Annotated in this window: 8 protein-coding genes; 4 read left to right on the top strand and 4 right to left on the bottom strand. The window is 74.4% G+C overall.

Going from position 1 to position 10,166, the window contains the following annotated elements; all coding sequences use genetic code 11:
• A partial coding sequence (locus A2U95_RS15390; RefSeq protein WP_206282890.1) for an ATP-binding protein occupies positions 1 to 2,648 on the top strand: 2,648 nt, incomplete at its 5' end.
• Between the two features lie 20 nt (positions 2,649 to 2,668).
• Here A2U95_RS15390 and A2U95_RS15395 read toward each other — a convergent pair.
• From A2U95_RS15395 to panB, 3 genes are all read right to left on the bottom strand, one after another.
• Positions 2,669 to 3,502 carry an ABC transporter permease gene (locus A2U95_RS15395; RefSeq protein ID WP_166022901.1) on the bottom strand — a complete coding sequence of 278 codons (834 nt, stop codon included), beginning with the start codon at positions 3,500 to 3,502 and terminating at the stop codon, positions 2,669 to 2,671.
• Entirely contained in the window at positions 3,499 to 4,530 is a 1,032-nt protein-coding gene (locus tag A2U95_RS15400) for an ATP-binding cassette domain-containing protein (protein WP_166022903.1), read from the bottom strand. The genes A2U95_RS15395 and A2U95_RS15400 overlap by 4 nt, the downstream gene beginning before the upstream one ends.
• A 243-nt stretch (positions 4,531 to 4,773) precedes the next feature.
• The gene (panB, locus tag A2U95_RS15405) at positions 4,774 to 5,640 is read right to left on the bottom strand and encodes a 3-methyl-2-oxobutanoate hydroxymethyltransferase (protein ID WP_166022905.1); all 867 of its coding nucleotides are present in this window, start codon (positions 5,638 to 5,640) and stop codon (positions 4,774 to 4,776) included.
• Between the two features lie 331 nt (positions 5,641 to 5,971).
• On the opposite strand from panB, the gene A2U95_RS15410 reads away from it, so the two are divergent.
• The 3 genes from A2U95_RS15410 (at position 5,972) to A2U95_RS15420 (ending at position 8,881) form a co-directional block, all read left to right on the top strand.
• Positions 5,972 to 7,027 carry an endonuclease/exonuclease/phosphatase family protein gene (locus tag A2U95_RS15410; protein ID WP_166022907.1) on the top strand — a complete coding sequence of 352 codons (1,056 nt, stop codon included), beginning with the start codon at positions 5,972 to 5,974 and terminating at the stop codon, positions 7,025 to 7,027.
• A 150-nt stretch (positions 7,028 to 7,177) separates the two neighbouring features.
• Positions 7,178 to 8,401 (top strand): MFS transporter, encoded by a 1,224-nt coding sequence (locus tag A2U95_RS15415; protein ID WP_166022909.1) that lies wholly within the window; start codon positions 7,178 to 7,180, stop codon positions 8,399 to 8,401.
• Between the two features lie 30 nt (positions 8,402 to 8,431).
• Complete coding sequence (locus A2U95_RS15420) at positions 8,432 to 8,881, top strand: RrF2 family transcriptional regulator (RefSeq protein WP_166022911.1); 450 nt, start codon at positions 8,432 to 8,434, stop codon at positions 8,879 to 8,881.
• 94 nt (positions 8,882 to 8,975) lie between these two features.
• On the opposite strand, the gene A2U95_RS15425 is transcribed toward A2U95_RS15420, so the two are convergent.
• Complete coding sequence (locus tag A2U95_RS15425; protein ID WP_166022913.1) at positions 8,976 to 10,007, bottom strand: TerC family protein; 1,032 nt, start codon at positions 10,005 to 10,007, stop codon at positions 8,976 to 8,978.
• Positions 10,008 to 10,166 lie beyond the last annotated feature (159 nt).

Here is a 10,166-nt window from a genome sequence, read left to right on the forward strand (position 1 = left end):
ACCCCGCCGCCGCTGCCGGCGCCGATGCCGACGCCGACGCGGCCGCACGGGACGGCGGCTCCACCGGGACGGACCCGGCGGGCGGGGCCGCCCGGCACGGCGCGGCCGCCCCCGCGCACAGATCCGCGCCCGGCAACCTCCGCACCCCCCTGACCTCCTTCGTCGGCCGCGACGCCGACGTCACCGCCCTCCACCGTGACCTCGCGGGCGCGCGGCTGGTCACCCTGCTCGGACCCGGCGGCGCCGGGAAGACCCGGCTCTCCCAGGAGGCCGCCCGCACCGCCGCCGGCCTCGCCCCCGACGGCGTGTGGCTGGCCGAACTCGCCCCCGTCGACGACCCCGCCGCCGTCCCCGAGGCCGTGCTCACCGCCGTCGGGGGCCGCGAGACCGTCCTCTACGGCGCCGGCGCCGAGGAGATACGCGCCGTCTCCGACCGCAAGGACGACCCGCTGCGCCGGCTCACCGAGCACTGCTCCCGCCGCCGGATGCTGCTCGTCCTCGACAACTGCGAACACGTCGTCGACGCCGCCGCCCGCCTCGCCGAGGAGCTGCTCGCCCGCTGCCCCAACCTCACCGTGCTCGCCACCAGCCGCGAACCCCTCGGCGTCCCGGGCGAGTTGGTGCGCCCGGTGGACCCGCTGCCGCAGCCCCACGCGATGCGCCTGCTCGCCGACCGCGGCGCCGCCGCCCGCCCCGGCTTCCGGGTGGACACCGACCCGGAGACGGCGGAGGCCTGCGCGGAGATCTGCCGCCGCCTCGACGGCCTCCCGCTGGCCATCGAACTCGCCGCCGCCCGCCTGCGGATGCTCACCCCCCGCCAGATGGCCGACCGGCTCGACGACCGGTTCCGCCTCCTCACCTCCGGCAGCCGCACCGCCCTGCCCCGCCAGCAGACCCTGCGCGCCGTGGTCGACTGGTCCTGGGACCTGCTGGACGACCACGAGAGGGCCGTGCTGCGCCGCCTGTCCGTCTTCGCCGGCGGCTGCGACCTGGAGGCCGCGGAGGCGGTCTGCGGCCCGGAGGCGCTGGAGGCACTGGGCTCGCTGGTCGACAAGTCCCTCGTCGTGGCGGCCTCCTCGGGCGGCGGCCAGATGCGCTACCGCCTGCTGGAGACCGTCGCCGAATACGCCCGCGAGCGCCTCCTGGAGGCCGGCGAGCACGGCGCGGCGTTCCGCGCCCACCTCGCGCACTACCGCGAACTGGCCCGCAGGACCGACCCCTTGCTGCGCGGCCACCACCAGTTCGACGCCGTCGGACGCCTGGAGACCGAGTACGAGAACCTGCGCACCGCCCTGCGCACCGCCGTCACCGAACGCGACGAGCAGGAGGGCCTGTGCCTGGTGCTCTCCCTCGCCTGGTTCTGGCAGATCCGCGGCCTGCGCGGCGAGGCCCGGCAGTGGAGCAGCGCGGTGCTGGAACTCGGCCCCAGCCCCTTCACCCGGGACGCGCCCCCGGCCGTCCCGTTGTGGGAGCGCTGCACCGACAAGCCCCCGCCGCTCACCGGCGACCTGCTCCAGGAGGCCCGCCGGGGCGTGCACCTGGTCCACCTGGCGTGCATGGACATGCAGGGCGAACTGCAGGCGTGGCAGAACCCCGAGGCACAGGAGAAACTGCGCTCCATGGCCGCGGCGTACGAACCCGGCATGCCGCAGGTCTGCCGCAACCCCGGCAACCTGTGGTTCTTCGCGGTCCTGCTGACCGGCCAGGTCGACCGGCTCCGGGAGATCGTGGACGCCGCCGTCCGGACCACCGCCGGCCGCCCCGACCACGCCTGGGAGCACGCGCTCGCCCTCCACACGCGGGCGAACCTGGTCGCCAACCGTCCCGACTGGGAGGGCGACGCGGTCGCCGACGCGGACCGTTCGCTGGAGATCTGCCGCCGTCTCGGGGACGTCTGGAGCATCGCCGAGGGGCTCTGCGCGCGGGCCGCCGCCAACGAGCGCCGCGGCAGGTTCGAGCAGGCCGCCGACGACTACCGGCAGGCCGTGGAACAGGTGGAACTGCTCGGCGCCCACGCGCAGCGGGAGGTGCTGCGCGCACGCCTCGGCGGCGTCCTGCTGGAGACCGGCCGGCCCGAGCGCGGCGAGCGGCTGCTGCGCGAGGTCATCGCCGCCGGGCCGCTCGGCGACCAGGAGGCCGGCCCGGCCGCCCGGATCGTGCTGGCGAGCTGGCTCGGCGTCACCGGGCGGATCGCGGAGGCCCGCGGATACCTGCGGGAGATCCGCGAGGAGTTCCCGGCGGCGGCGTTCATCGTCTTCGACTCCTTCATCACCGGCTCCGAGGCGCTGCTGGACGCGATGGACGAGGGCAGGTCCGACGAAGCCCTGGACCGCGTCCGCCGGGCCCTCGTCGGCGCGGGCGACGCGCTGGCCCGCACCATCGCGCCGCACATCCGCACCTTCCTGCTGACCGTGGCGTCGGTGGCCCTGGCCGCCGTGGACGGCGGACGCCGCGCCCGGGACGGCGCCCGCTGCCTCGGCGCGGCCGTCGCCGCCATGGGACACGACCACCTCAGCGGCGTCGCCGAGCGCCGCCTGCGCGACCACGCGGAGACGGTCCTGCGCGCGGCCCTCGGCGACGCCGCGTACGAGGCCGCGTACGCGGAGGGCCGCGGCCTGCCCGTGGAGGAGGCCGCGGCCCTCGTGTGAGCGCCCGCCCGGGCCGCCGCTCAGCCGCGGGTGGTGAACTTGCGGACGGCGTACGGCGCCATGACCGCCGTGAGGAGCGCCGTCCACCCGAGGGTGACCCACAGGTCGCGGGCGACCGGGCCGCCGATCATCAGCCCGCGCGAGGCGTCCGCGAGGGCGGAGAGCGGGTTCCAGTCGGCGAAGGCCTGGAGCCAGCCCGGCATCGAGGACGTCGGGGCGAAGAGGGACGAGCCGAACTGGAGCGGCATCATCACCAGGAAGCCCAGCCCCTGGACCGACTGGGCGCTCTTCGCGGTGACGCCGATGGCGAGGAACACCCACATCAGGGAGGACCCGAAGAGCATCGACAGGCCCACCGCGGCCAGCAGCCCGAGCGCGCTCTCGACGTGGAAGCCGACCAGCAGGGAGACCACCAGCAGGATCACGGTCGACAGCAGGACCCGGAGCTGCTCCACGGCGATCTTGGCGAACAGCACCGAGCCGCGTCCGATGGGCAGCGACCGGAAGCGGTCCATGACGCCCTTCTGGATGTCCTGGTTGAAGCCGGTGCCCACCGACATCGACATCGACAGCGCCATCATGGCGAGCATGCCCGGGACCAGGTACTGCACGTACTCGTCCCGGCCGCCGCCCAGCGACATGCCGATGGAGCCGCCGAAGACGTACACGAACAGCAGCGTGAAGACGATCGGCATCAGGACGGCGTCGAACATGGACTCCGGGTCCTGGCGGATCCACAGCAGGTTCCTGCGCATCAGCGCACCGGTGTGCCTCAGATGGCCGCGCAGGCCGATGTGGTCGTCGGCCGCCTCGCGCGCAGGCGTGGCGGGGACGGTGACGGTGGTGGCGCTCATGCGGCGGCCTCCTCGAGCTTCGGGGCGGCGCCGGCCGCGGTGCCGGTGCCGGACGCGTCGGACGCCTTGTGTCCGGTGAGGGAGAGGAACACCTCGTCCAGGCTGGGCAGTTCGGTGACGACGGAGGCGAGGGTGATGCCGCCCGCGGCGGCCGCCCCGAGCACCGCGGTGAGCTGCTCGTCGCTGAGCACCGGCACCCGCACCGAGCCGCGCTCGGCGTCCACCGCGACCGAGGCCAGGCCGGTGACGCCCAGCGCGTCCAGCGCGGCGGCCAGCGGCTCGAGGTCGGCGCGGTCGGCCGGCCGTATCCGCAGCGAGCGGCCGCCGACCTTCGCCTTCAGCTCGTCGATGCCTCCGCCCGCGACCACCCGGCCGCGGTCCATCACCGCCAGCTCGCCCGCCAGCTGCTCGGCCTCCTCCATGTACTGGGTGGTGAGCAGCACGGTCACGCCCTCCCCGACCATCCGCTTCACCTCGTCCCACACCTCGTTGCGGGTGCGCGGGTCCAGCCCGGTGGTCGGCTCGTCCAGGAAGAGCACCTGGGGGCGGCCCGTCATCGACGCCGCCAGGTCCAGGCGGCGGCGCATGCCGCCGGAGTAGGTGGCGGCGGGGCGGCGGGCGGCGTCGGTGAGCGAGAACCGCTCCAGCAGCTCGTCGGCGCGGGAGTGCGCCGCCTTGCGCGGCAGGTCGAGGAGGCGGCCGATCAGGTACAGGTTCTCCCGGCCGGAGAGCTTCTCGTCGACCGAGGCGTACTGGCCGGTGAGGCCGATCACCCGACGCACCCGGCGCGGCTGCCGCAGCACGTCGATCCCGGAGACGGTCGCCCGCCCCTCGTCGGGCACGACCAGCGTGGAGAGGATGCGGACCAGGGTGGTCTTGCCGGCGCCGTTGGGACCCAGCACGCCGAGGACCGTGCCCTCCTTCACGTCCAGGTCCACCCCGTCCAGGGCGCGGGTCTCCCCGTACCGCTTGGTGAGCCCCCGGACGGAGACCGCGGAGGCGGGCGTCTTGTCGTCGTCGCGTGTCATGGCGTCCACGCTGTCAGGCGTCACCGACACCGCGCCGACATTTCTCCGACAGCGCCCCGACAGCCGTCCGGCGGGGAGGCGCCGCGGGTCCGGCGGGCGCGCGGGCGCCGGTGCGGCGGGCGCGCGCAGGAGCGGGGGCGGGGAGCACGACAGCCCGCCGACGGGGGGATCGGCGGGCTGTCCTCACAGTGGCTCTCGGGTGGTCCCCGGGACGGTGCCCGGGGTGGCGCCCGGGGGCGCGGGTCAGTGCACGGAGTGCTCCTCCAGCGGGAACGTTCCGCCCACGACCTCCTCGGCGTACGCCTTCGCCGCGTCGCCCATCACCCGGCGCACGTCCGCGTACTGCTTGACGAACTTCGGGACGCGCCCGGGGGTGAGGCCCATCATGTCCGTCCACACCAGCACCTGCGCGTCGCACTCCGGGCCGGCGCCGATGCCGACCGTCGGGATGTGCAGCGTGCGGGTGACCTCCGCGGCCAGCTCGCGCGGCACCAGCTCCAGGACGACCGCGAACGCGCCCGCGTCCTGCACGGCCTTCGCGTCCCGCAGCAGCTGCTGCGCCGCCTCCTCGCCGCGGCCCTGCACCCGGTAGCCCATGGAGTTGACCGACTGCGGGGTGAGGCCGATGTGGGCCATCACCGGGATGCCGGAGTCCACCAGGAGCTTGATCTGCTCGTGCGACCGCTCGCCGCCCTCGAGCTTGACGGCCGTGGCGCCGGCCTCCTTGACCAGCCGCGTCGCCGAACGGAGCGCCTGCACCGGGCCCTCCTGGTACGAGCCGAACGGCAGGTCGGCCACGACCAGCGACCGGCCGGTGCCGCGCACCACGGCCGCGGTCAGCATGACCATCTGGTCCAGGGTGACCGGGACGGTGGTGTCGTACCCGAGGTGGCAGTTGCCGGCCGAGTCGCCGACCAGCAGGGCCGGGATCCCGGCCTCGTCGAACACGGACGCCGTCATCGCGTCGTAGGCGGTCAGCATCGGCCAGCGCTCGCCGCGCTCCTTGGCCAGGGCGATGTCGCGGACGGTCACCCGGCGGTTGCTCTTCCCGCCGTAGAGCGCCTTCCCACCGCCGTCGGGGCTCTTCTGGGCAGCCTGAAGCTGCGTCATGGAACGGCTCCTTCATATGTCATCTCGAGGCGCCCTCACGGCGTCCCCGGACCATTTCCATGGTTGCACCTGACCCGGCGGAGGAGAAGAGGGGGACGCGGGACGTGCGGTTCGCGTCACCGAGGGTGGTTTCGCGGCCCCCCTGGTGGAACCCGTTCCTTCCGGTTGGTCGTCCCACCTCTTGTAAGGCGCCGCGTGACGGGAGATGCTCCCGAGCGCCCGGCGGGACCGAAACCGGACATGCCATAGGGTCGTAGACACGCGTACGAGGAGTACAGGCCGTACGACCCCAGGTACGGACGGTTATGCACGGCAGGTGGTGAGGCGGCGGATGACGCAGCAGGCGTTCGCGACGGAGACGGACGACGAGGGCCGGGACCCCGGGAGCCCACGCCGGTTCCGCGGCTGGGCCCACCGCCGGCTCCGCCGCCTCGTCGGCGACGGCCTCGCCGGACCGGGCGTGTGGCGCCGCGGCCTGGTGCTGGCCGCCTGCTCCGTGCTGCTCGCCCTCGTGATGCGGCTGCACGCGCACGTGCCCAACGTGGTGGGCAACCTCGGCAGCCTCGGCGAGACGTTCCTCCCCTGGTTCGGGCTGCTGATCCCGCTCCTGCTGCTGGGGGCGCTGCTGCGCCGCTCGGCCACCGCGGTGATCGCCGGGCTGCTGCCCGCGTTCGTCTGGGCCGGGCTCTTCGGCGGACTGCTGTCCGACAAGACCGACCCGACGGCGGACGGCGACCTGACCGTCGTCACCCACAACGTCAACGCGGGCAACGTCGACCCGGCGGGCACCGCCCGCGCCGTGGCCGCCTCGGGGGCGGACGTGGTGGCGCTGGAGGAGCTGACCGAGACGGCGGTCCCGGTCTACGAGAAGGCGCTGGCCTCCACCTACCGCTACCACTCGGTGCAGGGCACCGTCGGCCTGTGGAGCCGGTACCCGCTGCGCGACGTGCAGCCGGTGGACATCGGGCTCGGCTGGACCCGCGCCATGCGCGCCACCGTCGAGGCGCCCTTCGGCGACATGAAGGCCTACGTCGCGCACCTGCCCTCGGTCCGCGTCCGGCTGGACGCCGGGTTCACCGCCCGGGAACGCGACCGCAGCGCCGACGCGCTCGGCGAGGCCATCGCCAAGGAGCCGCTGAGGAAGGTCGTGCTGCTCGGTGACCTCAACGGCACCATGAACGACCGCGCGCTGCGGGCGGTGACCTCCCAGATGCGCTCCACCCAGGGCGCGGCGGGCAGCGGCTTCGGCTTCAGCTGGCCGGCCTCGTTCCCGATGGCGCGGATCGACCAGATCATGGTCCGCGGGGTCGAGCCGGTCAGTTCCTGGACGCTCCCGGCGACCGGCAGCGACCACCTGCCGCTCGCCGCCCGCGTGTCCGTACGCTGAGGCCGACACCAGATGTTCACCGCTCCGCCGGGAACGAGGCCCCCCGGCCTCTGAAATACTGACGGCCAGGGTTTTGTTGCGGAGTGGAACATACTCGCTGGGCAAGACCCCTCCGGCCGTGACCACCCCTTGCTGAAAGGCACACGCCCCATGCCACTGGCCCTGCTCGCCCTAGCTGTAGGCGCCTTCGGAATCGGCACCACCGAGTTCGTGATGATGGGCCTGCTGCCGCAGGTCGCCGCCGATCTGGGGGTCTCGATCCCGTCCGCGGGCCACCTGATATCCGCCTACGCGCTCGGTGTGGTCGTCGGCGCGCCCCTGCTCGCCGCCGTCACCGCCCGCATGGAGCGCCGCCGGGTGCTGCTCTGGCTGATGGGGCTGTTCATCGTCGGCAACGGACTGTCGGCGCTCGCCCCCGACCACACCTGGCTGCTCGCCGCCCGTTTCCTCAGCGGCCTGCCGCACGGCGCGTTCTTCGGCGTCGGCTCGGTCGTCGCCACCACCCTCGTCGCCCCGGAGAAGCGGGCGCGGTCGGTGGCCATGATGCTCACCGGCCTGACCGTCGCCAACATCGTCGGCGTCCCGGTCGGCACGCTGCTCGGCCAGGAACTCGGCTGGCGGGCCACCTTCGGCGCGGTATGCCTGATCGGCGTCGCCGCGGTGGCCGCGCTGGCCCTGCTGGTGCCCCGCGAGGAGCGCACCGCCCGGACGGCGGCCCCGGTGGGCCTGCGCGGCGAGATGGCCGCGCTGAGGTCGGTGTCGGTCTGGCTGGTCCTGGCCACCACCGTCGTCGGCGGCAGCGCCCTGTTCTCCGCCTTCAGCTACATCACCCCGATGCTGACGGACGCCGCCGGGTACGCGGAGGCCTCCGTCACGCTGGTGCTCTCCCTGTTCGGCGTGGGCGCCACCATCGGCAACCTGGTCGGCGGCCGCCTCGCCGACCGCTCGCCGCGCGGCACCATCTTCGCCGGGCTCGCCACCATGACCGTCACGCTGCTGCTGTACCCGGTGCTCATGGAGACCAGGGCGGGCGGCGCGGCGGCGGTGCTGATGCTGGGCGTCGCCGGCTTCACGCTGGGCGCGCCGCTGCAGCTGATGGTGATGACGCGGGCGGCCTCCGCCCCCTCGCTGGCCTCCTCCGCCAACCAGGCCGCCTTCAACCTCGCCAACGCGGGCGGCGCCTGGGTCGGCGGCCTCGCCCTCGCCGCCGGCCTCGGCGTGACCTCGCCGGCCCCGGTCGGCGCGGTCCTGGCCGTCCTCGGCCTCGGCGTGGCGGGCCTGTCCCTGCTGGCCGACCGCCGCGAGCACCGGACCGGCCGCGTGGTCGCCACCCACCTGCCCAGCCCGGACGGCGCGCCCGCCCGCGCGGAATGAAGGACCTGACCAGCGGGTTACCTTTGGCGTATGCGACTCCTCCGATCCACCGACCTGGCCCTGCGCGTCCTCATGCGCCTGGCCACGGTCGCGGAGGACGCCACCCCGACGACCCGTGAGGTCGCCGAGGCCATCGCCGTCCCGTACACCCACACCACCAAGGTGGTCGCCGAGCTCCAGCGCAGGGGGCTGGTCGACGCCCGGCGGGGGAGGGGCGGCGGCCTCTCCCTCACCGCCGCGGGCCGCTCCGCCTCCGTCGGCGCGGTGGTCCGCGCCTTCGAGGGCGAGGGCGAGGTCGTCGACTGCGAGGGCGGCGCGACCCCCTGCCCCGTCCTCCCCGCCTGCCGCCTGCGCGGCGCCCTCCGCCAGGCCCAGGAGGCCTTCTACGCCTCCCTCGACCCGCTGACGGTCTCCGACATGGTCACGGCGCCGTCGGGGCCGCTGCTGCTGACCCTGGGGCCGCCCCCGCCGGGGCCCTGACCCCGGGTCCCTCGCCGCCGGGCCCGGTGGACGACGCCGGGGCGCGGCCCCCGGCGGAGCGTCCCGCGTGGCGCTCACGGCGGTCACGGGGCGGTCAGGGCGGGTTCCCGCGGTCGTCACGGCCGCGTTCGGCCGCCGGGCGACGAGGATCCGCAGCGGCGGACGGCCCGCCGGTGCCCCCGGTCCCCCCGGCGTCGTCCCCGCGGGTGGCCACCAGCGACCAGACGATCGAGACGGTGATGGTCGCCGCGATGACCCCCAGGGTGAGCGGGATGGGGAGCTTGCCGACGGGCGTCTCGGACAGGATGAGCTTGACGCCGGCGAAGACGAGCAGCACCGCGAGCCCGTAGTGCAGGTACTGGAACCGGCGCAGGAGCCCGGCCAGGCAGAAGTACAGGCTCCGCAGGCCGAGGACGGCGAAGGCGTTGGCGGTCCACACCAGGAACGTGTTGGTGGTGATCGCCAGCACGGCGGCGACCGAGTCGATCGCGAAGACGAGGTCGGTCGCCTCCACCGACACCAGGACCACGAACAGCAGCGTGGCCACCCGCCTGCCGTCCAGACGGACGAAGAACCGGTTGCCGTGGTACTCGGGGTCGGTGGGGACCAGCTTCCTGACCAGGCGCACCACCGGGTTGCGGTCCGGGTGCACCTCCTCGTTCTTGGAGACGGCCATCTTCCAGCCGGTCCAGATCAGGAACGCGCCGAACACGTAGGCGGTCCAGAAGAACACCCGGAGCAGTTCGGCGCCGACGAGGATGAACACCAGGCGTGCGGCGAGGGCGCCGAAGACGCCCCAGAACAGCACCTTGTGCTGGTAGGCGTCGGGGACGGCGAAGAACGAGAAGACCAGCGCGAAGACGAAGACGTTGTCGATCGACAGGGCCTTCTCGATCAGGTAGCCGGCGAAGTAGGTGGACGACACCTCGCCGCCCTGCCAGGCCCACAGCACGAGGCCGAAGCCCAGGCCGACGGCGATCCACACGCCGCTCCAGATCGCCGCCTCGCGGAAGCCGATCACGTGGTCGCCGCGGTGGGCGACCAGGTCCATGGCGAGCATGACGGCGATGACGGCGGTCACGGCGATCCACGCCCACAGGGGGACCGGGAACGACAGGTCGTTCATCGCGCATCGTTTCCTCTCTCGCGGCCCGTCCCGTGGCCTGTCGCGTGGCCCGTCCGCGGCCCGGGGGCGGGCCCAGGCGGGAGGGCGGTCACGGCGGGGACCGGCGCCGGAGGCCGGGCGGGCACCGCCGCCGCCCGCCGGACCGCCGGGTCGCTGCCG

The organism is Streptomyces chilikensis (assembly GCF_001642695.1).
In the GTDB taxonomy this organism is placed as follows: Bacteria; Actinomycetota; Actinomycetes; order Streptomycetales; family Streptomycetaceae; genus Streptomyces; species Streptomyces chilikensis.